This is a genomic window from Microbacterium sp. M, from assembly GCF_045181065.1.
Classification (GTDB): Bacteria; Actinomycetota; Actinomycetes; order Actinomycetales; family Microbacteriaceae; genus Microbacterium.
Genome location: NZ_CP173721.1, coordinates 1,809,230 through 1,833,430, shown reverse-complemented (window position 1 = coordinate 1,833,430; position 24,201 = coordinate 1,809,230). Strand labels below are relative to the sequence as shown.

At 66.4% G+C, this 24,201-nt stretch carries 28 protein-coding genes; 10 read left to right on the top strand and 18 right to left on the bottom strand.

The window, feature by feature from the left end; translation table 11 throughout:
• Window positions 1–73: 73 nt before the first annotated feature.
• On the top strand, window positions 74–1,258 hold the full coding sequence (locus ACI7YT_RS08795) for a TetR/AcrR family transcriptional regulator (RefSeq protein WP_406250272.1): 1,185 nt from the start codon (window positions 74–76) through the stop codon (window positions 1,256–1,258).
• A gap of 313 nt (window positions 1,259–1,571) precedes the next feature.
• Here ACI7YT_RS08795 and ACI7YT_RS08790 read toward each other — a convergent pair whose 3' ends face one another.
• The 4 genes from ACI7YT_RS08790 to ACI7YT_RS08775 form a co-directional block, all read right to left on the bottom strand.
• Window positions 1,572–1,781 carry a hypothetical protein gene (locus ACI7YT_RS08790; protein WP_406250270.1) on the bottom strand — a complete coding sequence of 70 codons (210 nt, stop codon included), beginning with the start codon at window positions 1,779–1,781 and terminating at the stop codon, window positions 1,572–1,574.
• Window positions 1,782–2,669: 888 nt separating this feature from the next.
• Window positions 2,670–3,290, bottom strand: a complete 621-nt coding sequence (locus ACI7YT_RS08785; protein ID WP_406250269.1) for a class I SAM-dependent methyltransferase — start codon at window positions 3,288–3,290, stop codon at window positions 2,670–2,672.
• Between the two features lie 37 nt (window positions 3,291–3,327).
• Window positions 3,328–3,750, bottom strand: a complete 423-nt coding sequence (locus tag ACI7YT_RS08780; protein WP_406250534.1) for a DUF5134 domain-containing protein — start codon at window positions 3,748–3,750, stop codon at window positions 3,328–3,330.
• 175 nt (window positions 3,751–3,925) lie between these two features.
• The gene (locus ACI7YT_RS08775; protein WP_406250268.1) at window positions 3,926–4,696 is read right to left on the bottom strand and encodes an MBL fold metallo-hydrolase; all 771 of its coding nucleotides are present in this window, start codon (window positions 4,694–4,696) and stop codon (window positions 3,926–3,928) included.
• A 106-nt stretch (window positions 4,697–4,802) separates the two neighbouring features.
• Here ACI7YT_RS08775 and ACI7YT_RS08770 point away from each other — a divergent pair, with 106 nt between their 5' ends.
• Window positions 4,803–5,249, top strand: coding sequence for a MarR family winged helix-turn-helix transcriptional regulator (locus ACI7YT_RS08770; RefSeq protein WP_406250267.1), 447 nt, complete (start codon window positions 4,803–4,805; stop codon window positions 5,247–5,249).
• A 75-nt stretch (window positions 5,250–5,324) separates the two neighbouring features.
• Here the strand turns inward: ACI7YT_RS08770 and ACI7YT_RS08765 are convergent, their stop codons facing one another.
• A complete protein-coding gene (locus ACI7YT_RS08765) occupies window positions 5,325–5,711 on the bottom strand; it encodes a VOC family protein (RefSeq protein WP_406250266.1) in 387 nt (128 codons plus the stop codon).
• Window positions 5,712–5,896: 185 nt separating this feature from the next.
• On the opposite strand from ACI7YT_RS08765, the gene ACI7YT_RS08760 reads away from it, so the two are divergent.
• Window positions 5,897–8,377, top strand: a complete 2,481-nt coding sequence (locus ACI7YT_RS08760; protein ID WP_406250265.1) for an excinuclease ABC subunit UvrA — start codon at window positions 5,897–5,899, stop codon at window positions 8,375–8,377.
• A gap of 28 nt (window positions 8,378–8,405) precedes the next feature.
• On the opposite strand, the gene ACI7YT_RS08755 is transcribed toward ACI7YT_RS08760, so the two are convergent.
• Window positions 8,406–9,248, bottom strand: a complete 843-nt coding sequence (locus ACI7YT_RS08755; protein WP_406250263.1) for an NmrA family NAD(P)-binding protein — start codon at window positions 9,246–9,248, stop codon at window positions 8,406–8,408.
• Between the two features lie 99 nt (window positions 9,249–9,347).
• Between ACI7YT_RS08755 and ACI7YT_RS08750 the strand changes: the two genes are divergently transcribed.
• Window positions 9,348–9,692 carry a winged helix-turn-helix transcriptional regulator gene (locus ACI7YT_RS08750; RefSeq protein WP_406250261.1) on the top strand — a complete coding sequence of 115 codons (345 nt, stop codon included), beginning with the start codon at window positions 9,348–9,350 and terminating at the stop codon, window positions 9,690–9,692.
• A 46-nt stretch (window positions 9,693–9,738) separates the two neighbouring features.
• On the opposite strand, the gene ACI7YT_RS08745 is transcribed toward ACI7YT_RS08750, so the two are convergent.
• Both ACI7YT_RS08745 and ACI7YT_RS08740 read right to left on the bottom strand, forming a co-directional pair.
• Entirely contained in the window at window positions 9,739–11,394 is a 1,656-nt protein-coding gene (locus ACI7YT_RS08745; protein WP_406250260.1) for an FAD-dependent oxidoreductase, read from the bottom strand.
• Window positions 11,395–11,523: 129 nt separating this feature from the next.
• The gene (locus ACI7YT_RS08740; protein WP_406250258.1) at window positions 11,524–11,715 is read right to left on the bottom strand and encodes a hypothetical protein; all 192 of its coding nucleotides are present in this window, start codon (window positions 11,713–11,715) and stop codon (window positions 11,524–11,526) included.
• Window positions 11,716–11,808: 93 nt separating this feature from the next.
• On the opposite strand from ACI7YT_RS08740, the gene ACI7YT_RS08735 reads away from it, so the two are divergent.
• A complete protein-coding gene (locus ACI7YT_RS08735) occupies window positions 11,809–12,093 on the top strand; it encodes a metal-sensitive transcriptional regulator (protein WP_406250256.1) in 285 nt (94 codons plus the stop codon).
• A 75-nt stretch (window positions 12,094–12,168) separates the two neighbouring features.
• Here ACI7YT_RS08735 and ACI7YT_RS08730 read toward each other — a convergent pair whose 3' ends face one another.
• Both ACI7YT_RS08730 and ACI7YT_RS08725 read right to left on the bottom strand, forming a co-directional pair.
• Window positions 12,169–12,498, bottom strand: a complete 330-nt coding sequence (locus ACI7YT_RS08730) for a carboxymuconolactone decarboxylase family protein (protein WP_406250255.1) — start codon at window positions 12,496–12,498, stop codon at window positions 12,169–12,171.
• 220 nt (window positions 12,499–12,718) lie between these two features.
• Window positions 12,719–13,333 carry a TetR/AcrR family transcriptional regulator gene (locus ACI7YT_RS08725; protein WP_406250254.1) on the bottom strand — a complete coding sequence of 205 codons (615 nt, stop codon included), beginning with the start codon at window positions 13,331–13,333 and terminating at the stop codon, window positions 12,719–12,721.
• A 121-nt stretch (window positions 13,334–13,454) separates the two neighbouring features.
• On the opposite strand from ACI7YT_RS08725, the gene ACI7YT_RS08720 reads away from it, so the two are divergent.
• Window positions 13,455–14,084, top strand: coding sequence for a cysteine hydrolase family protein (locus tag ACI7YT_RS08720; protein WP_406250252.1), 630 nt, complete (start codon window positions 13,455–13,457; stop codon window positions 14,082–14,084).
• Window positions 14,085–14,101: 17 nt separating this feature from the next.
• The gene (locus ACI7YT_RS08715) at window positions 14,102–14,527 is read left to right on the top strand and encodes an OsmC family protein (RefSeq protein ID WP_406250250.1); all 426 of its coding nucleotides are present in this window, start codon (window positions 14,102–14,104) and stop codon (window positions 14,525–14,527) included.
• Between the two features lie 138 nt (window positions 14,528–14,665).
• On the opposite strand, the gene ACI7YT_RS08710 is transcribed toward ACI7YT_RS08715, so the two are convergent.
• Complete coding sequence (locus ACI7YT_RS08710) at window positions 14,666–15,073, bottom strand: nuclear transport factor 2 family protein (protein ID WP_406250248.1); 408 nt, start codon at window positions 15,071–15,073, stop codon at window positions 14,666–14,668.
• 89 nt (window positions 15,074–15,162) lie between these two features.
• Here ACI7YT_RS08710 and ACI7YT_RS08705 point away from each other — a divergent pair, with 89 nt between their 5' ends.
• Window positions 15,163–15,603 carry a winged helix-turn-helix transcriptional regulator gene (locus ACI7YT_RS08705; RefSeq protein WP_406250246.1) on the top strand — a complete coding sequence of 147 codons (441 nt, stop codon included), beginning with the start codon at window positions 15,163–15,165 and terminating at the stop codon, window positions 15,601–15,603.
• A gap of 858 nt (window positions 15,604–16,461) precedes the next feature.
• Here the strand turns inward: ACI7YT_RS08705 and ACI7YT_RS08700 are convergent.
• The 5 genes from ACI7YT_RS08700 to ACI7YT_RS08680 form a co-directional block, all read right to left on the bottom strand.
• A complete protein-coding gene (locus ACI7YT_RS08700; protein WP_406250244.1) occupies window positions 16,462–16,875 on the bottom strand; it encodes a hypothetical protein in 414 nt (137 codons plus the stop codon).
• A 24-nt stretch (window positions 16,876–16,899) separates the two neighbouring features.
• Complete coding sequence (locus tag ACI7YT_RS08695; protein ID WP_406250243.1) at window positions 16,900–17,058, bottom strand: hypothetical protein; 159 nt, start codon at window positions 17,056–17,058, stop codon at window positions 16,900–16,902.
• A gap of 117 nt (window positions 17,059–17,175) precedes the next feature.
• Window positions 17,176–18,018 (bottom strand): SDR family oxidoreductase, encoded by an 843-nt coding sequence (locus ACI7YT_RS08690; RefSeq protein ID WP_406250242.1) that lies wholly within the window; start codon window positions 18,016–18,018, stop codon window positions 17,176–17,178.
• Between the two features lie 428 nt (window positions 18,019–18,446).
• Complete coding sequence (gene cynS / locus ACI7YT_RS08685) at window positions 18,447–18,899, bottom strand: cyanase (protein WP_406250240.1); 453 nt, start codon at window positions 18,897–18,899, stop codon at window positions 18,447–18,449.
• On the bottom strand, window positions 18,896–19,270 hold the full coding sequence (locus ACI7YT_RS08680; RefSeq protein WP_406250238.1) for a cupin: 375 nt from the start codon (window positions 19,268–19,270) through the stop codon (window positions 18,896–18,898). Before ACI7YT_RS08680 ends, cynS begins: the two co-directional genes overlap by 4 nt.
• Window positions 19,271–19,462: 192 nt before the next feature.
• On the opposite strand from ACI7YT_RS08680, the gene ACI7YT_RS08675 reads away from it, so the two are divergent.
• Both ACI7YT_RS08675 and ACI7YT_RS08670 read left to right on the top strand, forming a co-directional pair.
• On the top strand, window positions 19,463–20,179 hold the full coding sequence (locus ACI7YT_RS08675) for a helix-turn-helix domain-containing protein (RefSeq protein WP_406250236.1): 717 nt from the start codon (window positions 19,463–19,465) through the stop codon (window positions 20,177–20,179).
• Between the two features lie 113 nt (window positions 20,180–20,292).
• Window positions 20,293–21,069: a sulfite exporter TauE/SafE family protein gene (locus ACI7YT_RS08670; RefSeq protein WP_406250235.1), complete on the top strand. Its 777-nt coding sequence runs from the start codon at window positions 20,293–20,295 to the stop codon at window positions 21,067–21,069.
• Window positions 21,070–21,088: 19 nt separating this feature from the next.
• Here the strand turns inward: ACI7YT_RS08670 and ACI7YT_RS08665 are convergent, their stop codons facing one another.
• Together ACI7YT_RS08665 and ACI7YT_RS08660 are read right to left on the bottom strand one after the other, a co-directional pair.
• The gene (locus ACI7YT_RS08665) at window positions 21,089–21,688 is read right to left on the bottom strand and encodes a TetR/AcrR family transcriptional regulator (RefSeq protein WP_406250234.1); all 600 of its coding nucleotides are present in this window, start codon (window positions 21,686–21,688) and stop codon (window positions 21,089–21,091) included.
• Window positions 21,689–21,794: 106 nt separating this feature from the next.
• Window positions 21,795–24,134: a glycoside hydrolase family 3 C-terminal domain-containing protein gene (locus tag ACI7YT_RS08660; RefSeq protein WP_406250233.1), complete on the bottom strand. Its 2,340-nt coding sequence runs from the start codon at window positions 24,132–24,134 to the stop codon at window positions 21,795–21,797.
• Window positions 24,135–24,201: the final 67 nt, after the last annotated feature.

The window sequence follows — 24,201 nt, the reverse complement described above, 5'->3', positions numbered from 1 at the left end:
GCGTACAAATCGATCAAACCGTAAGTGAATCTCGAACGTTAGGTAACTCATGGTTTCGTGACATCCTTGTCCGGTGACGCGTTTCCTCCCTGGTCGATCTCGCGCGGAGACCACCGCTCAGACGAGAGCACGCGCGATTTCCTCGGCTCGTTCGTTGATCGCCTCACGAGGTGTCGCTTCAACGTCCCTTGAAGACGTCGCCAGCGAGACCGGGATCAGCAGGCCCGGCCTTAAAGGCCACTTTCCGACGAAGGACGCCCTCATCAGCGCCGTCAGCGCAGATTTCTGCGCAGAAGTGTCGACCGCACTTGGCACCACCCCACGGTCGTGGTCATCGCTTCTCGATATCGCTGACTACCGCGAGATGTCGGTGCAGCTCCTCAGCGTCGCACTGACTGACAACTTCGAGGTGCGCACCTCTGCCAGCCATCACCAGCAGTTGCTCACATCCTCAGAGGGGATCCTGGCCGCATACGGGCGCCCGGCCGGATTGACCACAAGCGCACTCGTGGCCGCATGGGAAGGACTGATCGTCATGCAGTCCTATTTCCCCTCCCTGAACCCTGCTCGAATCGTCAGCGCCCGACTGGAGTCACGCGTCCTGAGAACTGTCGACTCGCCCATTCAGAAGACTGCGCTACCGCTGTCGACGCTGGTGCCCGCCGATTTCGGATATGCGCCCGGTCAGTCACGGCGGCACCAGATTATCGAAGACGCAACCGTTCTCTTCGCCCGCAATGGCTACCACCGCACAACCGTGCGCCAGCTGGCGTCCGAAGTGGGAATCTCTTCCTCAACATTGCTGCATCATTTCGGTGACAAGGCCGGCCTCCTTGCGGAGGTCCTTCGACGACGCGATGAACAGCTCGTCGCGCGCCGAGGGGATCAAATCCTCGCCCCCCGCCAAGAACTCAGCGAACTCGGCGATGAAGCTCGTCGAGACCTGAGCGTGGAGCGCGGCCTGGTTGACATGTACGCCGTTCTCTCGACGGAGGCGACGCATGCCGATCACCCTGCTCACGCGTACTTCGCCCATCGGTACGCTCGGACGATCGACTACTTCGAAAGCGCCATCGCCCGCGCAGGCGTCGGCGCTGACGATCCGCACCTTGAGGCGGTCTGGCTCGTTGCACTCTGGGATGGCCTCCAATACCAACTTCTCCTGGACCCGGGAGGAGTCGATCTGCCGGGCGAGCTAGAGCACCACGTCGAATCCGCGCTCGACATCGCGCCCGGCGAGTCCCCCGCACGCGGCTGACCGCGGGCGAACCCAGGAATCCGCCCGCAGACAGCCGATGCGGTAGTCCCATCTCTTGTAGAGGCAATTCAGCCCCGACGTCGTCCGGCACCAGCCGGGTACTCACCCCTTCTCGGCCACGCGCACAAATGCCTCGATGGACATGACAGCCGTCGACCTGCTTACCGTTCGCGACGGCAAGATCATCGCTGTGCGCCTCATCTCCGAGGGGGCGATCAGCGAGGACGCGTTCTGAGGCTAGTACTGATCATCCTCACCGGCTCAGGGATCAGGAGACACTGATTCCGATTCCACGGAACCGACTGGCCACGCCTCAGCCTGCTGAACCCACCGAGCGGGCGATGCTGTGCCCGTGTCGGAGCAAACCCTGCGAATCGTATTCGCGGATGAGCGACACGAGTCGCTCATAGGTCGAGTCGTCGAACGCTCGGCGTCGGTCCGCTTCGTCCTTCACCGCTCCGTGCACGTTGAGAATCGTGCCTCCGGTGCCCCACGGATCCATGGCGAGGATCGCCTCATCCACGACGGCATGCACAGCCTGAGATATCTCGGGCAGATCCAGCCCCACCACCTGCCGGTTGAAGGCCGCGTCTCGGCCGACGACGAAGCTCGGATGTTCAGGTACTTGCGAAAGTGGAAGGGGACCGGCTCCGGCGGATCGCTGTGGATCGAGTTGAGATCGGCCGCGAGCATCATGCCCACGCGATCGATCAGCGTGGGCGCAACCGCTCGCATAGACTCGAGCATCCAGTCCCCCCCCCCCCCCCCCCGACCGGCTCCCCGCAGATGGCAGACAAGCCGGTGGGCGATCACGTTTCCGCGCAGCGGTTCGGGCACCGCGGGACTGAACGGCATCCAGATCATCGCGAGAGATGTGTACATCTCATCGGGAATCGTCTGCGTCCACTCTCCGTACGCGAGTAAGGTCTCGCGCATGTGTGCTCCGTCGAACTAGACCCCCCGAGGAGCTCGGTCACCGGCACCAGTTCGCCCGTGATGCGCGTAACGACGTCGAGGTTGCCTCCTGCGCCTCGCAGGCCCCATAAGAGGCCAGATTCTTGATGAACGTCGACATCGCGCACCCACGCCACCCACCGTCACGACCTGCAGTGCATGCACCTGACCGACGCCATGCCGAAAGCCCGCCCCATGATGGAGAGACCGCCACCCAGGGAGTACCCAACATCCGTCGACGAGCCGGCGGGAGGGGCCAGCCGTGCGGCGCCGCGGCCTCGAGGACCCTCGACCATCGAACTCCGGCCCCGACGGTGATCAGGCGACGCCCGAGTCGAGCTCCACCAAATCGAGGCGACCGACGCTGATCGTCAGGCCGTCCGTGAAGGAGCTGTATCCATGACCCGTGGAATGCACCCCGCCCGAGCCACACAGTCGATTCCGCCGCTTGTGGCGCTCACGCTAAGTGATCCGGCGCCTGCCGGACATCACCCGGTTGGGGCATTCTGTCCTCCGGGAGCACACGATGAATAGCACGTAGCAACGAGCCGTGAACGGATCTCGGTTCCGTGATCTCACTGAACCCGGCAGTCTCGAACAGTCGACGCAGACGTGCCGGAGGCCCCCCGGACGGCGGCGTGAAGGCACAGACGACAGGAGCGCCGTCCCGCAGCACGCGTCTCACCTCAGCCAGACCCGCGCGGGGGTCCGGCCAGAAGTGCAGGTTGTCGACGAAGATCGCACCATCGAATTGCTCATCCGGCAACGGAAGCGCCTCGGCCGTGCCCGAGAGCAGGTGCAGGCGTCCGCGCGCGATGGCTGCGGCGTTCCGTGTCGCGGCATGCCGATGACTCGCCTCCGAGGGATCTACTCCGACGACCTCACCCTGGGAGAAGGAGTTGAGCAGCACCTCGAGCCCGACGCCTGGACCGAACCCGATCTCCAGCATGCGTGCCCGTGGGGCGTCGATTCCCAGGAGCGCCACCGCCTCTAACGCCATTCCGCGACCTGCTTGCGCCATGGTGCGCAGGCCTCTCTCCCCTGCGACACCAGAAGGCCGGACGAACATATCGTGCATCACACCAGTCTTGCGGACCAGAGCACGTGCGGGGTTGTCAGCCTTGATATTCTCCGAGAAGTCTCTCCGTCGGCTCGACGGGCCAGCCGTTCATCAGCATCAGCATCAGCATCCATCCCATGCCCGCAGCCATGGCGATATGGCAGAAGGAGTGGATGCGGTGATGCGTCGAACGGAACAGGCGCCAGATCCAGCAGACGGTGGCCTCGACGCACAGCGTGATGAAGACGGCGTTCACGACATCCACCCATGCCGGCGTCGACTCGATCATGGGTCCTCCACCGCCGCAATGCCCGGAATGAGCGCCGTCGGCGTCCCGACATCTGCATCCCGCCAGGAGGAGCAGCATTGCAGCGAGCGTCCAGATCATCGCGGGCATCGAGCACGATGTGGCCGACGAGACCATAGTCTGTGTTCCCTTCACACCTCGGAACGAGGGAACGAGGACCAAGGCAAGGATGACGAAGATGGTCGCCTACGCAGCCGTCTTCGCTCTCGCCCGTCGTGTGTTCGGGAGCAACCGTCAGGGGACGCCATGGAGGGACAGACGGGGGACGTCGCTCGTGCTTGATGGCAGCTGGCCATCTCCCGCATCTTCCATGTCTGGCGTGAGAGTGGCGGCGCGCATCGATCGGCTACGCGTACACGAGTCTGTCGGAGAGGCCCGCAGCATTGAACGCCTCGGCGAGGTCGTCCCGGGTTCCCTGGAAGTGCGCCCAGCCTTCAAAGTGTGCGGGGATGACACGTCGAGCGTCCAACGCGCGTGCCACCCACGTCGCTTGGGTGTTGTCGAGGGTCACGAGCTGCGCGTCGAGCATGGGCTTGTGACGTACTCCGCCGAGGAACAGGATCGCCGTGTCGATGGGCGCGCACAGGTCCGCGATCTGCTGGACGTAGTCCAGCGATGCGTTGTCGCCACTGATATAGACGCTCGGGTGCCCGTCGGCGGTGAGGAGGAATCCGATGACGTCTCCGGAGACAGGTTCGCTGCCCTCGGGGCCATGGCGTGCGGGCAGCCCGGTAATCGTCACCTCGGTGCCGTCTGGGGCGGTGAGGTTGGCCTTTTCCCAGAACGCGAGGCCGTGGGCGTTGCTGCCTAGACGTCCCGCGCCGGAGACGGTGGTGTAGACGACGGGGACGCGGGGCAAGAAGGCGCGGCCGGCGCGATCGAGGTTGTCATCGTGCTCGTCGTGAGAGAGCAGCACCGCGTCGATGTGGCCCACATCGTCCGGGCTGAGCGGGGACCCGGTGGTCTTGGTCATGGCGTAACCGGGCATGACGGGGTACTCCCCCGGCGGGTCGAAGGTGGGGTCTGTGAGGAACCGCAGGCCGGCGTACTCGATCAGCACGGTCGGGCCGCTGAGCACGCGGACGGGGACGTCGATCGCGGCGGGCTGGGTGGTCATGAGATTCTCCTTCGGGAGTAGAATACGGTGCTTGCAGATAGTTCCATGGAAACGATGTGCGGTTCGTGTCGGACTGCGGCGTCGACGCAGGCAGGTGAGGTGAGGGATGACCGACGTGCGCATGCTCTACCACGATCTGGTGCGGTTCGAGACTGAGCTGTGGGCGGCGGTCGACGCGCGGCTGCGCTTGGACTGCGATCTGCCGCTCACGTGGTTCGAGATTATGCAGCTCCTGCGCTATCGCGAGGGGCAGCGTGTCCAGGACGTGGCGGAGGAGTTCGTGATCACCGTGGGTGGGGCCAGCAAGGTCATCGACCGGATCGAGAAGGCCGGGTACTGCCGACGGGTCCCCAACCCGCACGATCGCCGGTCCACGCTGATCGTGTTGACGCCCGCTGGGAAGACGAAGGTGGACGAGGCCGCCCCGGCGTTCGAGGACGAACTCGCCCACCGCTTCTCCTCTGTCCTGGGCCCGGCCGAGCTGGACCGGATGGCGACCGGGCTGCGGCTCCTGCGGTCCGCGACCGCAGGCGAACGCCGCAAGACCGCTTGACAGTCTGCGGTGAACCGCACGCGGGGCGGAAGACCTCGGAGATCAGCGACGCCTCCCGCCACCTGGCAATCCAGCTCAAGCGGCGGGCGCGGGCATGGAGTACACGCCGAAGTGATGACCGTTCGCGTCGCGCAGGCGCGCAAAGCTGACTCCAGACGCGTCGATGACCGGCTCCATCGTGACCTCCGCGCCGAGGGCTGTGGCCTTCTCCAGGGTGGCCGGGATGTCCTCGACGAGGACGTAGAAGACGGCGTAGTCCTCGAACCTGCCGGCGTGGTCGAAGATCCCGCCGGTCGGGCCGGGCGAGCCCGGGGTGATCGCGGCGTGGTAGTCGACGCCCTCGAGGTCGGTGTTGAGCTTGAATTGCCATCCGAACAGCTCGGTGTAGAACTTCTTCACCTCTTCAGGCTTGTTACTTCCGATCTCGAACCAGGACACTGAACCGATAGCCGGGGCACTCATGACCCACTCCCCACTCCCCCTGACCGGGGGCTCGACGACCCGCTGCACGGTCGCGCGGCGGGGGCATCAGCATACCGGATATAGTTGACATGGAAGATAGATCGATGGAACAAGTCGTGAACGAGCCGCATGGAGGTCTAATGGGCAGCGAACACTTCGAGGGCCCTGGAGAGGGAGCTCCTTTGGTGACCGAGGTGAGGGGCGCTCGGGTTCACAACCTGCGCGGCATCGATGTCGATGTCCCGCTGCGGCAGCTGGTCGCGATCGCGGGGGTGTCCGGGTCAGGGAAGTCGTCGCTGGCGATGGGGGTTCTCTACGCGGAGGGGTCTCGGCGGTACATCGAGGCGCTGTCGACCTACACTCGCCGGCGCATGTCCCACACGGCTCGCGCGAGCGTCGACTCAGTGCGGCACGTCCCGGCGGCATTGGCTTTACGGCAGAGGCCGAGTGTGCCCGGTGTGCGGTCGACCTTCGGGACGTCGACGGAGCTGCTGAACGTACTGCGGGTGATGTTCTCGCGCCTCGGCTCGCACCTGTGCCCGAACGGTCACCGGCTATCCCCGACGATCGACGTCGCGGCGAACAAGGACCTGATCTGCCCAGTGTGCGCAGCGGAGTTCTACCCGCCGGGTGCGGAATCGCTGGCATTCAACTCGGATGGGGCGTGCCCGAGCTGCGCGGGGACGGGCACGGTGCGCGACATCGACGACGCAACGCTGATCCCGGACCCGTCTCAGTCGATCGCCGAGGGCGCGGTCGCCCCCTGGGGGATGTTCGGTCTCTCAGTGATGCCGCAGGTCGCCGCCGCGCTCGGTGTCCGCATCGACGTCCCTTACGCCGAGCTCACCCCGCAGGAGCGAGAGATCGTGCTCGACGGTCCCGCGGAGAAGCGCGAGATCGAAGTCCCGTCGAAGACCGGGAAACTGTTCGAGCTGAACTTCACCTACCGCAGCGCCCGCCAGGCCGTGCGGGAGGCGATGAACAACGCCACCAGCGAGAAGGGCCTGGCCCGCGTGCAACGGTTCATCACCGCGCACACCTGCCCGAGCTGTCACGGCAGCCGCCTCTCCGAAGCCGCGCGAGGAACGCAGGTGGACGGCAAGGACCTCGCCGAGGCATCCGCGCTCACTCTCGCCGAGACGATGGCCTGGGTGCCGACGGTTCCTGCCACGCTGCCTGCAGACATGCGCCCCATGGCGGAGATGATCGCCGGGCAGTTCACCGACATGGGTCGCCGCCTGATCGAACTGGGCCTGGGCTACCTCACGCTCGACCGTGCCAGCTCCACCCTGTCGACCGGGGAGCGGCAGCGCGTGCAGCTTGCACGGGCGGTCCGCAATGAGACCACCGGCGTGCTCTACGTGCTTGACGAGCCGTCGATCGGGCTGCACCCGTCGAACATCGAGGGCCTGATCGGCGTTATGCGGGATCTCCTCGACGGCGGGAACTCCGTTGTGCTCGTCGATCACGACGTGCAGGTCCTGCGCGAGGCGGACTGGATGATCGAGATCGGCCCCGGTTCTGGATCCTCCGGGGGAACGGTCCTCGCCGAGGGGACGATCGACGCCGTCCGGGAGAGTCCAGTCTCGCTCATCGGGCCGTTCCTGGCCGGCAGCGAGACGGTGGTCGTCCGCGACCGCGCGAGCGAAGCCACGGTGTTCTCCCGCGGGGCGATCCGCGTGAAGACCGCCCCGATCCACACCGTCCACGCGCTCGAGGCCGAGTTCCCGAAGGGCCGGCTCACTGCCGTGACCGGGATGTCCGGGTCGGGGAAGACGACCCTTGTGCTCGAGAGCCTCGTGCCCGCCCTCGCCGCCGCCCACGACGGTGTTCCGCTCCCCGGGCACGTGCTCTCGCTCGACGCGGCAGGGGTTACCCGGGCGGACGTGGTCGACGCGACTCCGATCGGCACGAACGTGCGCTCCACCGTCGCGACCTACAGCGGGGTACTCGACGACCTGCGCCGTGCCTATGCCGGTCTCCCGTCCGCGAAGGACGCCGGTCTGAAGGCCGGGGATTTCTCCTATAACACCGGGTCGCTGCGCTGCCCGAGGTGCGAGGGCACCGGCCAGGTCGTCCTGGATGTGCAGTTCCTCCCCGACGTCGACATCCCGTGCCCCGACTGCGGCGGCACCCGCTACAGCCCCGCCGCTTCCGAGCATCGGCTTCCCACGAGCGACGGGCATTGGTCCCTGCCCGAGCTGCTCGGCACCACCGTCGCCGATGCTGCGCCGCTGCTCGGCGAGCGGACGAGGGTGCGCAAGAAGCTGTCGACGCTGATCGATCTCGGCCTGGGCTACCTGACCCTCGGCGAGGACACCCCCGCTCTGTCCGGCGGAGAGGCTCAGCGACTCAAGCTCGCAGCCGAGCTCGGCCGCACGCACACCGGCACGGTGTTCGTGTTCGACGAGCCCTCCGTCGGCCTGCACCCTCTGGACATCCGCACGCTCCTGGGCGTGCTGGACCGGTTGCTGGCGACAGGGGCGACCGTGATCGTCATCGAGCACGACCTGGACATGATCGCCAACGCCGACCATGTGATCGACCTCGGCCCCGGAGGAGGCGCGGACGGCGGACGCATCATCGCCACCGGCACGCCCGAGGCCATCGCAGCGTCTGCCGAGAGCGTCACGGGACGGTACCTCGACGCGACCCCACGACCGTGACCGGGCCGTGGGGTCGCGTCGCCGATGATCAGGCTCCGAGATCCCGCAGCCACTGCTCGACGCTGCGCGGGCTGAGGCCGAGCAGCGCCTGCGCCGAGCGCGCCTCGGGAATGAGCTCCCCGGGCTGATGCCGGCGATGCTCGTAGGAGGCGACCACCGGTGCGACCGCGTCATCGCCGAACAGAGGGGTGATCAGCTCCCCGTACCGTGCGGGGCTGATCGCCTCGAAGCGCACGTCCTGCCCGAGGTATCGAGCGAAGCCGGCGGCGAGGTCCGCGCCGGTCATGCCGGGAAGCGCACCGACGGAGACGATTCCGGTGACCGAGTGGTCCGTCAGCAGACGGGAGACGACGTCGGCGACGTCCAGGTGGGAGATCCACGAGACTGCGTAGTCCGGGCGGATCGGGTAGCGCAGTGCGCCCTCGGCCCGCGTGGGTCCCAGCGTTACCGGCAGGAGCAGGTTCTCGAGGAAGAGCCGCGGCTCGACGATCGCGTAGGACACCCCCGAGGAGGCCAGTTCACGGGCGAGCACGTCCACAGCGCTCGTCCCTTCGCCGGTGGGGTCGAGAGGGTAGCCGCTGGTGGAGAAGACGACGCGAGCCGGCGTCGCCCGACGAACCGCCTCGGCGATGGTGCGCGCGAAGGCCAGCTGGTCCTCGGGACGTCCCAGGGGCAGGTGCACGAACACCCCCTCCGCCCCGCGATATGCGTCAGCGAGCGAGTCGACCGAGGAGTTGTCGATGGCGATCGCCGCGCCGTCGACCTTCGTGATGTCTCGGACCGCGGCGACGGCGTCGAGTCCAGCGGAGGTGAGAGCAGTGAGTACGGGAGAGCCTTGAGCGCCGGTCGCGCCATGGATGATGTATGTCATGACTCCATTACTGCATACGATGCATCAGTTACATCAAGTGCAGTAATGGGCTATCGTGGACATGTGAGATTTGACCACTGCGACCTGCAGGAGTGCGGCGTGGCCCGCTTCCTGTCCCTGCTCGACGGGCCATGGGCCACGCTCATCGTGCGCGAGCTACTCAAGGGACCGCACCGGTTCAACGAATTGGCAGAGGCGCTGCCCCGGATCAGCGCGCACACGCTGACCAGTCGGCTCCGCACGTTCGAGAAGCACGGCCTGGTCACCCGCACCGCGTACCCCGAGATCCCGCCCCGAGTCGTCTACGAGCTGACGCCCGCTGGGCAGGATCTCCGCTCCGTCCTGGAAGCGATGAACGCCTGGGCCATGACCCTGCCCGCGAGCGTCTTCGAGCTCGCCGAGGATGTCGACAGCGGCCGCTCACAGGCGATCGCCGGCTCCTGATCGACGAAGCTCCTCGGAACCAGACCACGGTCGCCACGGCATTCCTCTATGGCCGCGCCGGCAGGCCCTCTCCTGAAGCACGCTGACCGGCGAGCCACGTGCGGTACCCGCCGTCGAGGTTGCGGACCGAGCGCCCTCGTTGTGTGAGGAGGCGGGTGGCGATGTGGCCACGCAGGCCGACCTGGCAGTGCACGACGAGTTCTCCGGGCGGCAGCTCTGCGAGGCGCTCGCGCAGGTCGTCGAGCGGGACGTTGACCGCCCCGGGGATGCTCCCGGCGGCGTGCTCGTCGCGCGAGCGGACATCGATGAGCGATGCGCCAGCGGCGCGCGCCTGTTCGAGCTCGTGCCACTGGACCGTGGGGGTCGTCCCGTTGCGTGTGTTCTCGGCGGCGTATCCGGCGATGTTCACGGCGTCCTTCGCGGATCCGAACTGGGGCGCGTAGGCGAGCTCGAGATGTGCGAGTTCGGCCGCGGTCAGGCCTGCGTGCATCGCGGTGGCGATGACGTCGATGCGCTTGTCCACGCCGTCGCGGCCGACGATCTGCGCCCCCAGGATCCTGTCCGTCTCCGGGTCGGCGAGGAGCTTGATCGAGAGCACCTCCGCGCCGGGGTAGTACCCCGCGTGCGAGCTCGGATGCACGTGCACCGGATAGTGCGGGCGGCCCGCGGCACGCAGAGCCTTCTCGCTCCAGCCCACCTTCGCGGCCACCAGGTCGAAGACGCCCACCACTCCGGTGCCGAGTGCCGGGCGCGCTGTGACGTCTCGTCCGGCGATGACGTCCGCGACCATGCGCCCGTGCCGGTTCGCCAGTCCCGCCATTGTCACGAGCGCGGCGTCGCCGCCGACGAGGTCCTGCTTCTCGACGCCGTCGCCGACGGCGAAGACGTGCGGGTCGCTGGTCCTATTGGCACTGTCGACCCAGATGCCGCCGCTCTCCCCGATGCGCAGGCCCGCGTCGGCGGCCAGTGCAGTCTCGGGCACGACGCCGGCGGCGTCGACGACGAAGGCGGCGGGGATGCGGGAGCCGTCGCTCAACTCCACGGCGTCGCGCTCGATGCGCTCGATCTGGGCGCCCAGGCGCAGGTCGACGCCGTGCGCGCGGATCTCCTCGGCCAGCGGCGTGGCCATCTCCGGGTCCAGCGGCGACAGCACCTGAGCGCCTCTCTGGACGAGGGCCACCTGGGCTCCGCGGGCGACGAGGTTCTCGACCGCCTCCAGCCCCGTGTAGCCGGCTCCGACCACGACGACGGGGGTGCCGGGCGTCTGCACCGCGCCGTGGATCGCGTCGGCGTCGGGCACCGTGCGCAGCGTCATGACCGGCATCCCGGGGTCCTCGCGGAGGGGTCGCGGTCGCGCGCCGGGGGCCAGGACGAGGTGGTCGTAGGGCTCCGTGGTCGACGCCCCGGTGCTCAGGTCGACCACCTCGACGATCCGGGCCCCGGTGTCGATGCGCGTCGCCTCGTGGCGCACCCGGACGTCGAGTCGGAACCGGCGGTGCAGCGACTCGGGGGTCTGAAGCAGCAGGGAAGAGCGATCAGCGATCGTGCCGCCGACGTAGTAGGGCAAGCCGCAGTTCGCGTAGGAGACCTCCGTTCCGCGCTCGATCACCACGATCTGAGCGTCCTCCATGAGTCTGCGCAGGCGCGTGGCGGCGGACATCCCGCCCGCCACTCCCCCGATGACCACGATCCTCGGGGTCATCGCTCAGATCCCGTCGTGCAGGAGCAGCGGTCGCGGACCGGCACGTCGCCGAGCGCCTGCTCGATGTGCTGCCCGCAGCCGTCCCAGGTCGGCCGGCCGCAGCGGGAGCATGTCACACGCTGACACATGTCAGCCCCTCCGTCCGAACAGGCGGGCGAAGAACCCTCCGCGCCCCGCGTCAGCAGCCTCTCGCTGCGCCGCGGTGTGCGAACCGCCGCACCACTGCGCAGACGGCACCGTCTGCTTGACCTGCTGGACATGCTGGCCGCATCCGGTCCATGTCGTCTTTCCGCACACGCGGCACCTCACTGCTCGGCACATCGATGACTCCTCGTCAAAATACTCCAGGGGGTATGCCAACCATACTCCCTGGGGTATCGTGGGAGTCAACTCGACGACGGAAGAAGGACAGCCATGGTAGACCTCATCTCCTCGCCGGCCCACGACGAGGCCGCCCAGCGCAAGATCGTCAACCGCCTCCGAAGGGCGCAGGGACAGCTGACGGCGGTCACTGCCGCCGTAGAGACCGGCGCGCCCTGCCGAGACGTCGTCCAGCAGCTCGCCGCCGTGTCCAAGGCGCTCGACCGCGCGGGGTTCCTCGTGATCTCGACCGCGCTCAAGGAATGCCTGAGCGACCCCGACGACGATCAGGCCCTTTCAGCTGACGAGCTCGAGAAGCTCTTCCTGCAACTGGCCTGAGACGACGAAGCTGACGGCAGGGCGCAGCGTGAGGAGCTCCGTCCTGCCGTCCGCCTGGATGAGGTCGAGGGCAGGTCACTCGTCCTCGGCGATGGCCTTCATGGCCTTCCAGCCGTGGGTGACTCCTCCCCCGGCGCGGAGGGCGGCGGCGACCATGACGGCCTCGGCGACGTCGGCCTTGGACGCGCCGGCCTTGATCGCACGCTTCGCGTGGTCCTCGATGCAGAACGGGCACTGGGTGGTCACTGCGACCCCGACTGCGATCAGTTCGCGGGTGGCGAGGCCGAGGTTCCCGGTGTCCTTCTTGAAGACGGCCTTGTCGAAGCCGAAGAAGGCCGAGACCATCTCCGGCGCAGCGTCCTTGATGTCCGCCATGAACTTCGCTTCCTCGTTATGGTCGTGCATTGCTTCTCCTTCTCGATCGGTTGCTTCCATGGTGGTTCGGGGTGCGTCCGGCACAAGCGGGACCGGACGCGGGGCCATCGCACGCCTTCGACCTTCAGGACCGCCAGAGCACCCACGATCGTGCAGACCCCGGCCACGACGAAGAGCACGGGACGGCGGGCTGGTCGCGACGTTCTGGCCACGTTCACGGCACTGCTCTAGGCCCCGAGCAGCTGCGCGATCAGGACTGAGCTCGTCCCCCGACAGCCCTGGTCTGGGAGGGAGCCACCAGGACGTCGATCAGCGGCACCACAGCGTCGAAGGCGGCGGCCCCGTCCTCGAGCGAGGCCACTTTCGCGCCGTCGAGGAGCGCCACGAGCTGCCGGGCCGTCCGGTCCCGGCGGTGCGGATCGTCGTCGTCGAGACAGCGCACGAACCTGCCCCGCAGCGAGGCGCGCTGATCGGCCAGCACCTGGGCGACCCCGGCCGCGTCCTCGAGGTGCTCAGCCGTTGCCGCGATGAAGCAGCACCCCGCATAGCCATCCTGAGCTGCCGCTCTTGCCGCCAGGTCGAAGACCGCCCGGATCAGCGGCACTCCTCCGACGCCCTCTTGTTCGAGTGCGTCGATCTCCCGCTCCGCGCGATCGGCCTGGCGGGCCAGATAGGCCTGCACGAGGTCGCCCTTCGACGGGAAGTGCGCGTACAGGGTGGCTTTGGCCACCCCGGCCTCCGAGATCACCCGGGCCACGCCCACCGCGCGGACCCCGTGCTCAGAGAAGAGCCGCGTGGCGGCATCGAGGATCCGCTCGTGCGCGGACGGCCCGCTCTGCACTGCGAGGTCGTGCCCGGTCGTCATAGTTTGACCATACCAGACCGAGCGGTCTACCCTGAGGAGGCAGGCAGACCGGTCGGTCTGTCTTTGCGTGACCGTCAATCAGCCACGCCAGAGCCCCCTTCATCACTTCCAGGAGAGAACCATGACCGCACCCCGCCGCGCCCTCGTCGTCATCGACGCCCAGCAGGAGTACTTCGAGGGACTCCTCCCGGTCCAGCACCCCGACCGCGACGCCTCGATCGCCCGCATCGATGACGCGGTCCAGGCCGCCGAACGGGCCGAGATCCCCGTCGTGCTGGTGCAGCACGAGCTGCCCGCCGAGGCCCCGGTCTTCGCCGCCGGATCGCCGACCTGGGACAACCACCCCGTGGTCGCCGCGCACGAGGAGCGCGCCTCGCACCGCGTGACCAAGCAGTTCTCGAGCGTCTTCGCCGACACCGATCTCGAGGACTGGCTGCGCGGGCAGGGCGTCGACACCATCACCCTGGTCGGCTACATGACCAACAACTGCGTGATCGCCTCCGCGGCCGCCGCCGAGCCGCTGGGCTTCGCCGTCGAGGTACTCTCCGACGCGACCGGCGCGGTCGATCTGGCCAACGAGGCCGGACGCGCCTCCGCCCAGCAGGTCCACGAGACCCTCATGACGCTCCTGCACTCGAACTGGGCCGCTGTCGTCGACACCGCACAGTGGACCGCCGCGCTGCAGGCCGGCGAGGCGCTGACCAAGAGCGACCTGCCGACGTCCGCCGCCCAGGGCCGCAGCGCCGTCTGAACAAGGAGATACTGATCATGGCAGGACATGCACCCATTCCCGAGCTCGTCGCTCAGCGCACCGCAGCCGGCACCTACACCGTTCGCAACAGCGCCGGTGCCGAGCTGCAGATCGGCATGCCCGGTGCAGCCGGCGCGTTCTCGCCCGTAGAGCTGCTGCAGGCCGCGCTGGCCGGCTGCGCGTCCCTCTCCGCCGAGGCCCAGCTGGTGAGCCGACTCGGCGAGGACTTCGATGCGGTCACGACCGTCGGCGCGGTCTACGACGCGGAGCAGAACCGGGTGGAGAAGCTCGTCACGAAGATCGCGGTGGACTCCAAGGAGCTCGATCCCGGCGACCACGACAAGCTGGTCTCGAGCGCGGCACGGGTCATCGACAAGCTGTGCACCGTGAAGCGATCGCTGAACGCCGGCATCGAGGCGACCACAGAGCTCGTACGGCAGTAGCGAGGCGACTGACCATCGTTGATCGGTGGTCATTTCGCTCGGGTGGTGAGTGACGCGCCCGGGACGGGTCGCGCGAAACGAGAGAGCAGCCCCGCGACCATGAGGTCGCGGGGCTGCTCTCTCGTCAGCCGGGCGCGATCAGCCGCGGCCCCAGAAGACGTCCTCCGCCGCGCTGTCCTCGGAGAACAGGTGCACGGCGACGATCTTGCCGTCGCGGACGGTCAGCAGGTCCACGCCCGCCATGTCCATCGATGCGCCGGAGCGCGTGCCGGTGAAGCGGACGGGGACGGCGACGAGTTCGCCGTTGACCATCGCAGGGCCGGTCACGGCGAGCTGGAAGCTGCCTTCGCTGGCCTCCATCATCCCGCCGAGCAGCGCGCCGACGCCCTCGACGCCGACGTGGTCCCCGGAGAACTGGTTGGCCCCGGGCTGGTGCCACACCACCTCCGGGCTCAGCTGGGCCATGGCGGTGGGGACGTCGCCGCCGCCAAGGGCATCGAAGTAGGTAGCCGCGACATCGGCGGGGGCGGTCTGGTTCTCGGTCATGGGATCTCCTTCATCGTGCGGATCGTGGATACACTGATGGTAACGATCTGTAACCTGTTACCTCAACGTAACTGGTGCGAAGGGGAGACATGGACGAGCAGCCGCCGTGGAACGTGATGGTCGCGACGTGTCCCTCGCGCACCTCGCTGGCGCGGATCGCGAACAAGTGGACCGCGATGACGCTGATCGCGCTAAGCGAGGGCCGCCTGCGGTTCGGGGAGATCCGGAAGGCCGTGGACGGGATCAGCGGGAAGGTCCTCGCCGAGACGCTGCGCGACCTCGAGCGCGACGGGATCGTCTCCCGCACCGCCTACGACCAGATGCCCCCACGGGTCGAGTACGAGCTCACACCCCTCGGGCAGACGCTGCGAGAGCCGCTCACAGCGCTCGGCCGATGGGCAGAGAACCACATCGTCGAGGTCGAGTCGGCCCGCGCCGCCTACGACGAGGACTCGTTGACGCGATCGAGGCCGATCATGAATCGGGAGGCCTCTGCCGACCATCTGGCCTGGCTCTCCGCTCACTCTTGACTCCCCCGGCAGTAGTCGCGGCCGCCAGTGGTGAGAGATACGGCGTCGTCGCCGAGATAGCAACCGGAGAGGATGCCCGCGACTAGGGCGAGGTCGACGGCGAAGCGCACGTATCGATCCCGGCCCCGGTGATCGCGACGGCGATCAGGAACAGGGTCAGATCGGAGGATATTGCGACCAGGAGCAGGCGGAGGGCCGCCTATGGGCGCGAACGCCGGGAACGGGGACGTTTCGGCTTTCAGTCGTGTCGGAGGAAACTGCCGCCGATCGCGCCGAAGAGTGCCCCAGACGGCGACACCAATGTTGCGACGACGATGCTGCCCGGTAGCGCAGCCTCCGCGACTCCGATCTCATTCATCACATGAATTATCGACGCATCGCCCTCAGCCGTCCTATCTTCGCTCGCAACCGACAGACACCCGCCAGCACCGCAGCGACCTGTGCCCCCGAGAGCCCAACTGCACAATTACTCGCTCTTCCCTCGTCGCCTCACTTGGGAAGATCGTCATTGACGCAAGGCAGCCGAACGCCACGCGAGTCTGCAAATCTTGGGACGATATCTCCAGGTACTCCCGCGGCGCTCAACGCACCTTGCTTCGTGTGAACATCCAGGCGAGTACGCTTCTTCTGGCCGCAAACCACCGCGCAAGATGCTCGCCCGCCAAGACGACACCTACATTGGGATCGCCCGCTATCAACATCGTTTCTGCTGCGAGTAGACGCCGCCCGCGCTTGAGAAGAAACTCTGCATCGGCGACTACCCTCGCGGTATCTCCTGGCGTGGTTTCATGATCATCTCTATCAGGCATCATGCGCGGGTAAGCAAGAGCCGTTGGGATTGAAAGGTGTCCTGCACTTCTACGTTCTCTCATCCTTGTCGATGCAATACTGCCAGCCCGATCTTGGCCACCTTTTCTGGAGTCCAGATAGCTCCGAAGCTATCGCACGATGAGAGTCCACGACGACGACCTCGCGCCGGAAGATGATCTTGAAGATCGGGAAGAACACGGCGCACGAAATGAGCGCGTTGATGAGCATCGTGACGACGTCGGCGACCGCCTCACCGGTGGCGCCCATCCGCCACGTAATCATCAGCAGCTCGTAGATCGGCGTCTTGTAGAGGGCCTGGAGGGCCGCGGCGCCGAAGGTGAGCACGACGTAGGCCACGGTGTACCAGGCGGCCGCGCGCCACACGTTGGTGTTGGACTTGGAGGTGACGTTGCGCTGCAGGAAGAAATTGATCACGGTCGCGATGAGCAGCGTGATCTGCACGGCGAGGAAGGACGCGAGCCCACCTCAGCCCTCGGGCAGGGCGCCGGCCGTGTAGTCGAAGACGAAGACATCGCCCACGGGGACGGCCTGGAAGTCGACGTCGACGAGCGTGGTTCCGCTGAACATCAGTTTGAACACCGGCATGATCACGAGTTGCAGCGCGGTGAGCGCGATGGATCGCACAACGATGACAACGGCGGGCCCTGGTGACGACCATGGCCCGCCGCTGTCTATTCAATTGCGATTCGAAATAACTCGACAACACGTAGTGGCAATACGGTCACCTGTCCTAGAGCGCGATCAGACGGCGAGGTCGCGCAACCAGGCTTCAACGGTGCGCGGAGTGATTCCGAGGAGCTTCTGCGCCGAGCGCTCCTCGTCGATCACTTCTCCGGGCTGGGTCCACCGGAAGTGGTACGAGTCCACCACGGGCCGTGCCGCATCCGCACCAAACATGGGGATAATCAGTTCGCCGTACGCCTCGGGCTCCTGCGCCTCGAACACAACAGGCTTACCGAAGTACAGGGCAAAACCCTCCGCGAGAATGTCACCGAACAGCGGAGGAAGCGCCCCCGCAGTAACGACACCCGTCACGGAGTCGTCCGTCAGCAGCGCGACCGCGATATCAGCCATATCGAGATGCGAGACCCACGACACCGGGTAGTCATCGCGGATCGGGTAGCGCAGCGTTCCGTTTTCACGCGCCGGGCCGAGCGTGACGGGAAGCAGGAGATTCTCCAGGAAGATGCGGGGCGCGATGACCGCATACGAGATACCGGACGCTGCCAGAGACTCCGCCAACACGCCATGCGCCGTCAACGCCCCGTCGGGGAGCACAGTGGGATAACCGCTTGTCGAGAACACGACTCGGCCGGGGCGAGCCATCGCGACGGCTTCCCCGATCACCCGCGCGTAAGAGCCCTGCCGGTCGGGACTGGCGAGCGGCAGGTGCACGAACACCGCGTCAGCACCCGTATAGGCCCGCACGAGCGAATCGACAGAAGCGTTATCGATGGAGACCGCCGCCCCCGCCACATTTGCCGTGTCTCGAACCGCAGCCGTCGGACTGTGCCCTGCAGCACGCAGAGCAGCAAGAACAGGGGAACCTTGAGCGCCAGTAGCGCCATGCACAATGATCGTCATCTACCAATTAATGCATACACTGCATCAGTTACATCAAGTGCACTAATGGTGCGCAGCGAATGGGCATTGCTTGTTCACCCCGCTCCGCCCGCTCCTGACTGCGTAGGGAGCAACAGGTCTAGAACCAGCAATCGGAGCCGAACCGAACGCGCCCGTCGGCCTCTCCGATGCCGAGGGTCCATAGGCACTGCCTGCAGTCTCAAAGTCGTGGAGCGCGGACAGACGTCCATCGACACGCCGCGAACAAACCCCAGCATGGTCAGTCCCGACTGATGCTGCGAGATCGCCCGCGAGAGACGGCGGCTCCGACATATGCAGACACGATCGAGATACTGGTGAAACGCGTTCTGCGACGAATGCTGCCGAACGCGCCCGAAAGGTGATTCGCGAGACCGCAGGTCACCGCGCTACGGCCTCTGCGGGTCGTGCTATGCCGATGATGTCCATGCGTAGGGCAGGAACTTCCCGTCGATCGTGACGACGACACGGTCTCCGTCGGGATGCGGAGCCCGTTCGAGGTTGACGCTACAGTTGATCGCGCTCATGATCCCATCGCCGAACTCGTCGTGGATGAGCGATTTGAGAGCCCGTCCGTACACCTGAACCAGCTCGTGGAACCGGTAGATGGTCGGATCGTTGGAGATATCGCGACTCGGGGACCTCGTGGGCTGCCGCACGAGTGCGTCGACGATCTCGTCTTCCAGCCCCAGCGCGTCTCTCAGCTGTTCTGCCTCGCGTTCCGGGATCGGATGCATCCCCAGCGCAGCGGCGGCGATCCATACCGGTGAACGGTCGAGGTGTCCGGCGAGGTCCTTCCAGGAGAGCCGTTGCTTGCGCCGGCGCTCATCGACGATGCAGCCGGCATCTTCCTTGCTGATCACTCTGCGGATCCGCCCGCGTAGTAGTCGTTGCCGCGCGAGAACTCGACGAAGGTGCACGCGACGTCGCCCACGCTCCAGGCGTCGTGACCCGGGGGAAGGAGCATGACGTCTCCGGCGGAGAACTCCTCACTCTCGCCGTCAGACATTTCGACAGCGAGCGTGCCCGCGGTCACCAGCGCGACGTGCGGCAGGACGCAGTCGTCCGTGCCCGCGTATCCCTTGAGGTCGTTCGACCACTTCGCCCCGATGTCGAAGGTCACCTGCGTCACCTCGACACCGTCCAGCGTCGCGGTGCGCTTGGAGATGAGTCCGTGTTTGTCAGCCGGGATGTCTGCGAAAGTCGCCTTCTGCATCGATGTGTTGTATCCCATGGTCTGGTCCTTCCCTCGGCTTGCGCCATGTCTGGTGTGTGGATCGATCACATCATCGAGGTTGATCTCGGCAAAGGAAGAATGCGCACGGCGTTCATTTCTTCGCATTTCGTCGGTTCTGTAACACGACGGTCACACGCGTGACGCAATCGGGCAAAGCCCTGCCCCTACCGTTCACTGCATGGGTGAACGATGACCGCAGCACACGACCCTTGGACCAGCGCCGTGCTCGATGCGGTGCCCCACCCGCTCCTGGTCATCGATGCGCAGGGGGGTATCGACGAGATCAACAGTGCCGCGACAGCCATTCTCGGGTACGCCGACCGACGAGAGCTCTTGGGTCGAGCCAGCCACGAGGCGCTGCATGCCCTTCGCGAGGATGGAACGCGGTACCCCGCGCATGAGTGCCCGATCGTCCGCACAGTGCCAGATCGCCGCCGCCCCCGCGGGCGAGAGACCTTCATGGATCGATGCGGACGCCCGATCCCCGTGACCTGGACAGTGTCCGGCCTCCCTCGCTCCCGGTACAAGCTCCTCTCCTTCGACTCATCGGGACTGGGGTTCGCCACCGCCGGATCACCGGTACGAGCTCTCCCATCGGTCGACGATATCCGCGGCCAGATCTCGCGCGGGTTCCGGGACCCTGCACTGACGCCATCGCTCGTCGCCGAGATGAACCATGTGTCCCTACGGACGCTGCAGAGCATCCTCGCCCGTGAGGGCATGTCGCCGGCGCGCATGATCCGAGCAGAGCGGTTGCGCTATGCGGCCCGGCTGCTTGGCCGGGGTACACCGCCCCGCGCGGCCGCCTTCGATGCTGGCTTCACCGATACCGACACCTTCTCGCGCGCTTTCCGACAGCATTTCGGCATGGCACCGAGCGCCTTCATCGCCCGCAGAGGACGATGAAGGGAGGCACTAGTTAGCGTTCGCCCATCGACGTGCAATTTTACAGACCGTGCACTCGGTCGGTATAGTAGATTCGTTCCGACGGGCGCCGCGACGATGCCGCACCGGCCGTCGTGACGAACGGCCGAGGAGGAGGTGTCGGTTTGCTGATTGTCATCGTCGTTCTCGGATTGACGATCGGTGGGCTCACCGGTCTTCTGGGTGCCGGAGGCGGAATTCTGACAGTTCCCGCCTTGGTGTACCTGGTGGGTATCCCCGTTTCCTCGGCTGTCTCCACGTCACTCGTCTTGGGAGCGGTAGGCCCACTCGCGGCTCTGGTCCCGCGTCTGCGCGGCGGTGTCGACTGGCGAATGGTGCTGCCCGTCGCCGGAGCCGGCGTAGTGGCGGCGTTCGGCGGCACACTCGTCGGCGCACTCATCTCGGACGATGCGCTGCTTCTTACCTTCGCCGTCCTCATGGTGGCGTCCGGGGTACAGATGCTGCGCGGACGGCCACGTATAGAAGGCGTCGATCGTCGACCGAAGCTGTGGGCATTGAAGGGAATCGCAGTCGGGCTTCTCGTGGGTTTCCTAACCGGTCTGCTCGGCATCGGAGGCGGATTCATCACAGTTCCCGCTCTGATCTTCTTCCTCGGAATGTCGATGCGACTGGCCATCGGCACGTCCCTCGTCATCGCCACGATCAACTCGCTCGCAGGCGTCGTCGCCCATGCAGGGATGTCGACCCCCGACTGGGGGTTGATCATCGCTTTCGCGATCCCTGCGATGGTGGCGTCCTTCCTCACCGCGCTTCTCGCGAAACGCGTGAGCAACGCATTCCTACAGAGGGCGTTCGCCGTCATGATCCTGATCGTCGCCGCCGTCACCGTGGCGCAGGTGCTCTGGGCGTAGCAGGGCTGCCGGAGTCCCGCTAAGACGGCGGAGCCGACGCTTCCCAACACGTGCGGAGCGCCGCGACGTGCGCAGCGACCTGGCTCACCATGTCGATGCTCCGGTCTACCAACCACTGCTGCTGAATGCCGTCGAGCACCGCGATCGTGTTGCCCACCAGCAACTCAGTGGGGGCATCCTCGCGGATCGCCCCTGATTCCTTCCCCTGCTCCACGGCGTCGCCCAGCCAGGCGCGTGTGCTCGCATAGTGTCCTCGGAGCCACTCATGCGCCGGGTGGTCGGGCTCGGTGGCCTCAGCAGAGACTCGGACGAAGACGCCCACCCATTCCGGGCGGGTCGAATTGCGGGCAGCGAGCGGGATGAGAGCCTCGAACGCCTCCCAACCGAGCGGAACAGTGCCGTCGCCGAACAGGAAAGCATTGTCGTCTTGCTCGCGCTGCTCCAGAATCGCTCCCAGCAGCGCTACTTTCGACGGGAAGTGATGAAGCAGTCCGGACTGAGATATTCCACTGGCCGCAGCGACATCCGCGATCGACATCTTGTGGAAGCCGACGTCGGCGATCTGCTCCACGGCTGTGCCGACGATCTGCTGCTGCGTCTCGGCAGCGGATCGCCTCATACGGCGCTTACGTGTTTCAGGGGAGTATCTCGGGGGGAAGGACAAGGATGCCTCTCTCGATCTGGATCGACGACCAGCTGATGGAGTGTGCGCTGTCAGCTCGGCCTCAAGGAATCGTAACGCGCACGTCTCCGAGACCTCGACCGATCAGGATCGTTCCCGTCTGCAGCGGTATCCACGCGTCAGCATCCTGATCCCAGCTGCGCTGCATCCGATGGTCGCAGGCGACATGCACCCGGACCCGCTCCCCCGGCATCGCATCGGATTGACCCCAGCCGATGAGACGGATCGGCTCGTCACCCTCAGGATCGAAGTAGATCTGCACGGTCTCACGCCCGGCATGCTCTCCGCTGTTGCGCACCGAGACCTCGACGGCGTCGATGCGGCCATCAGGCGAGCGCGCGATCTGCGCGTCGGAGTATTCCCAGGTGGTGAGGCCCAGCCCGTGACCGAACCAGAATGCGGGCTTCTCGCCGCTCTCGAACCAGCCTCGGTGACCGAGCGACGTCCCCTCGGCATATTCCAGGGCGCCCCGCCGTGGCGTCGTGCTCCATGCTGGACCGCGGTGGTTCCCGCCGGGGAAGGTGGTGACCAAGCGTCCCTCCGGCAGGACATCGCCCAGGAGCGCGGCCGCGACGGCGTCTCCTGCCTCCTGCCCGGGGAGTCCGGTGAACAGGACCGCTTCGACATCGTCGAGCCAGGGCATGAGCACGGGTGTCGCGGCGTTCACCACGACGACCGTGCGCCTGGCGACGTTCGCGACCGCAGCAACGAGGGCATCCTGATCGCCCGGAAGCGACAGCGTGGTCTTGTCTTCACCCTCCGTCTCCTGATCGGGGGTGAAGCCCACGACGACGATCGCCACGTCGACGGTTCGAGCGGCCGCGGAGGCACCAGAGATCGCCGAGGCCGACGATCGCACGGCCTCGCTGACGACCAGACCGAGGATGCGCGGCATCTCCTCCCTCTCCACAGAGGCAGTGACGAGTTGCCCTGGCTCCACGCGCACGGCGGTTGCGTGGCTCTTGGGGCGGAAGAACCCTCCGCCAGGGCCAGGGTGATAGTCGACACGGTAGCTGCCGTCGTGGCCGTCGGTGACCAGACGCCAATTTCCAGGTCCGCGGGTGCCGAGCTGCACCATTCGCCCCTCCCGAACATCGATGGTCGCGCTCAGCTCGATACGGGCGGCGCCTTCCAACCAGCCGATCTGGCTGTCTTCGAGCTCCGCAACCTCGAGATGGCGACTGTGCAGCAGCTCCCCCGCGTCGTCGAAGATCCGCACTCGGATGCCGTGCTCTCCCGTTTCCGGATCGCGCACGAGGGCGGGACGCACAGTGGGCAGAGTCTTCCGGGTCTCAACGCCGTCGGTGAAAGCTACGTGCTCCGCACCGAGTCGCGATGTCAGACCGTCGACGATCGACACCACATGCGGCGCGCGCACCTGCGCCGACCCGCCACCCTGACCGATCGTGTCGGTCGCATGGCGTCCGATGAGTGCGTACGACGCGTCCTCGTGGAGCGGGAGGGTTTCGTCGACGTTTTTGAGCACCACCATGCCGCTGGCGGCGAGGCGCCGGAGTTGCTCACGTCGCGTCTCGCTCGCGGGCGCCGCGATGCCTTCGGGCCAGCTGCGGCTGATGGCGAGCCCGCCGACGCGCTGCGCGAGCAGCAGAAGACGCCGAACATGATCGTCGATGTCCTCTTCCGACACGGTTCCCGCGCGCACCTCCTCGAGGAGCGTCGCGGTCCAGGGCGTAGCAGGGCCGGGCATGACGAGGTCGAGCCCTGCGGCGGCGCTCTCCACGACCGTCTTGGTCGCGTACCAGTCCGACATAACGACGCCGTCGTAGCCCCACTCGTCTTTCAGTACCCGCGTGATGAGTTCGTGATGCTCGGTGGACGGCACGCCGTTGACGCTGTTGTATGCGGCCATCACCGTCCAGGGATTCGAATCCGTGACCGCAATCTCGAAAGGTGCGAGGTACACCTCTCTCAGGGTCTTCGCCGTCATCTGGATGTCGACCGTCGTGCGCTCGGTCTCGGACTCGTTTCCCAGGAAGTGTTTTGCGCTCGCACCGATGCCCCGCGCCTGAAGTGCAGTGATGTACGAGCTGGCAAGGTGACCGGTCAGCAGTGGATCCTCGCTGAACGCTTCGAAGAGCCTGCCGCCGAGTGGCGATCTGTGCAAGTTGATGGTCGGGCCCAGTACGACGTGCGTGCGTTGTGCCTCCGCCTCTTCAGCGAGGATCTGACCCGCTTCGGTGAGCGCATCGCGGTTCCAGGTCTGCGCTAGGAGGCTCGCATTGGGCAGAAGGCAGCTCTCGCGCCCGCCGACGACGATCTCGCCTCTGACGCCCGTCGGGCCGTCGGAGAGCACGAGACTGTCGAGGCCGATCGAGTCGTCGGCGTGCAGCGAGAAATTGTCCGCACCGGAGAGCAGACGCACCTTCGCTTCTAGGCTCAGCCTTCGGAGAAAGTCGTCGATGAACACCTCACGCCCAACGGCTCCCGTG

Bases quoted from the DNA above. Each gene is read 5' to 3' on its own strand.
- ACI7YT_RS08775 (WP_406250268.1), bottom strand. From the start codon at position 4,696: ATGACCACCCAGCCCGCCGCGATCGACGTCCCCGTCCGCGTGCTCAGC.
- ACI7YT_RS08665 (WP_406250234.1), bottom strand. From the start codon at position 21,688: ATGAGGCGATCCGCTGCCGAGACGCAGCAGCAGATCGTCGGCACAGCC.
- ACI7YT_RS08705 (WP_406250246.1), top strand. From the start codon at position 15,163: ATGGACGAGCAGCCGCCGTGGAACGTGATGGTCGCGACGTGTCCCTCG.
- ACI7YT_RS08710 (WP_406250248.1), bottom strand. From the start codon at position 15,073: ATGACCGAGAACCAGACCGCCCCCGCCGATGTCGCGGCTACCTACTTC.
- ACI7YT_RS08755 (WP_406250263.1), bottom strand. From the start codon at position 9,248: ATGACATACATCATCCATGGCGCGACCGGCGCTCAAGGCTCTCCCGTA.
- ACI7YT_RS08765 (WP_406250266.1), bottom strand. From the start codon at position 5,711: ATGAGTGCCCCGGCTATCGGTTCAGTGTCCTGGTTCGAGATCGGAAGT.
- ACI7YT_RS08680 (WP_406250238.1), bottom strand. From the start codon at position 19,270: ATGGGATACAACACATCGATGCAGAAGGCGACTTTCGCAGACATCCCG.
- ACI7YT_RS08745 (WP_406250260.1), bottom strand. From the start codon at position 11,394: ATGACCCCGAGGATCGTGGTCATCGGGGGAGTGGCGGGCGGGATGTCC.
- ACI7YT_RS08735 (WP_406250256.1), top strand. From the start codon at position 11,809: ATGGTAGACCTCATCTCCTCGCCGGCCCACGACGAGGCCGCCCAGCGC.
- ACI7YT_RS08690 (WP_406250242.1), bottom strand. From the start codon at position 18,018: ATGACGATCATTGTGCATGGCGCTACTGGCGCTCAAGGTTCCCCTGTT.
- ACI7YT_RS08715 (WP_406250250.1), top strand. From the start codon at position 14,102: ATGGCAGGACATGCACCCATTCCCGAGCTCGTCGCTCAGCGCACCGCA.
- ACI7YT_RS08770 (WP_406250267.1), top strand. From the start codon at position 4,803: ATGACCGACGTGCGCATGCTCTACCACGATCTGGTGCGGTTCGAGACT.
- ACI7YT_RS08720 (WP_406250252.1), top strand. From the start codon at position 13,455: ATGACCGCACCCCGCCGCGCCCTCGTCGTCATCGACGCCCAGCAGGAG.
- ACI7YT_RS08725 (WP_406250254.1), bottom strand. From the start codon at position 13,333: ATGACGACCGGGCACGACCTCGCAGTGCAGAGCGGGCCGTCCGCGCAC.
- ACI7YT_RS08785 (WP_406250269.1), bottom strand. From the start codon at position 3,290: ATGCACGATATGTTCGTCCGGCCTTCTGGTGTCGCAGGGGAGAGAGGC.
- ACI7YT_RS08740 (WP_406250258.1), bottom strand. From the start codon at position 11,715: ATGTGCCGAGCAGTGAGGTGCCGCGTGTGCGGAAAGACGACATGGACC.
- ACI7YT_RS08730 (WP_406250255.1), bottom strand. From the start codon at position 12,498: ATGCACGACCATAACGAGGAAGCGAAGTTCATGGCGGACATCAAGGAC.
- ACI7YT_RS08675 (WP_406250236.1), top strand. From the start codon at position 19,463: ATGACCGCAGCACACGACCCTTGGACCAGCGCCGTGCTCGATGCGGTG.